This is a genomic window from Arenibacter sp. F26102 (genome assembly GCF_023015865.1).
Lineage (GTDB): Bacteria > Bacteroidota > Bacteroidia > Flavobacteriales > Flavobacteriaceae > Arenibacter.
In genome coordinates this window covers 1-920 of sequence record NZ_JALKBC010000058.1, presented here as the reverse complement: position 1 = coordinate 920, position 920 = coordinate 1, and the positions used below count along the sequence as shown (strand labels likewise).

The following is a 920-nucleotide window of genomic DNA, read 5'->3' as shown; positions in this document are numbered from 1 at the left end:
AAGATCGTATAGGTATGCACCGTGTTCGTACCCAATGTGGCATTGGTAGGCGACGATAGCGTCACCACCACCGTCTCATCAAGTTCGTCGATCAAATCGTCCACGATGCCCGCTATGCTGATGTTCCCTGTCAAGTCTCCCGCCAAGATCGTAAGCGTACCGTCGGCCAGGGTGTAGTCCGTCCCTCCTCCGGTAGCCGTGCCGGTTACGGCATAATTCACCGAAACATTAGAACCGCTCGCAGCCGAAAGCGACACCGCAAGGGCCGCGCTGGAAACGGATTCAAGGCCACTGGACGTAGTCCCATTGAAGGCGACAGTTGGAGCATCGTCATTATCCAAGATCGTATAGGTATGCACCGTGTTCGTACCCAATGTGGCATTGGTAGGCGACGATAGCGTCACCACCACCGTCTCATCAAGTTCGTCGATCAAATCGTCCACGATGCCCGCTATGCTGATGTTCCCTGTCAAGTCTCCAGCCAAGATCGTAAGCGTACCGTCGGCCAGGGTATAGTCCGTCCCTCCTCCGGTAGCCGTGCCGGTTACGGCATAATTCACCGAAACATTAGAACCGCTCGCGGCCGAAAGCGACACCGCAAGGGCAGCGCTGGAAACGGACTCAAGGCCACTGGAGGCGGTCGCATTGAAGGCCACCGTAGGGGCCGCGTCATTGTCCAAGATCGTATAGGTGTGCACCGTGTTCGTGCCCAATGTGGCGTTAACCGGGGTAGATAAGGTAACGATGACCGTCTCGTCAAGTTCGTCGATCAGATCGTCCACGATGCCCGCTATGCTGATGTTCCCTGTCAAGTCTCCAGCCAAGATCGTAAGCGTACCGTCGGCCAGGGTATAGTCCGTCCCTCCTCCGGTAGCCGTGCCGGTTACGGCATAATTCACCGAAACATTAGAACCGCTCGC

1 protein-coding gene is annotated in these 920 nt (G+C 56.4%); it reads right to left on the bottom strand.

Annotation, left to right across the window (positions count from 1 at the left end; all coding sequences use genetic code 11):
• Positions 1-920, bottom strand: a 920-nt coding sequence (locus tag MWU78_RS22240) for a Calx-beta domain-containing protein (protein WP_247002011.1), incomplete at both ends; no start/stop codon positions are given.